Here is a 278-nt window from a genome sequence, read left to right on the forward strand (position 1 = left end):
GGCGCATCGACGGCGATGCCGCGGGTCAGGTCCGGATCGCGATACAGCTTCATGCTCTGCTGGCGGTCGACCACCAGTGCGCACCAGTCGCCGTCGGCCGAGCCGTCTTCGAATGCCGTGCAGCGGTCCACATACGCCAGCGTGCCTTCGGTATGCGTGCGATCGAACTGGCGCGAAGTGTTTTCCAGATACACCGTTTTCAGATTGGTGTCCTCGTCGTATTCCAGCAGCACCGGCGGGCGTACCTGCTGCACGCCCACCACCACATCGCCATTGCC

General features: G+C 63.7%; 1 pseudogene. It reads right to left on the reverse strand.

Annotated features, from left to right (window positions below):
• Positions 1 to 278: pseudogene (locus ABQX22_RS26795) on the reverse strand (phosphoglycerol transferase I); the annotation flags it as partial.

The organism is Xanthomonas sp. WHRI 1810A, from assembly GCF_040202885.1.
Lineage (GTDB): Bacteria > Pseudomonadota > Gammaproteobacteria > Pseudomonadales > Pseudomonadaceae > Aquipseudomonas.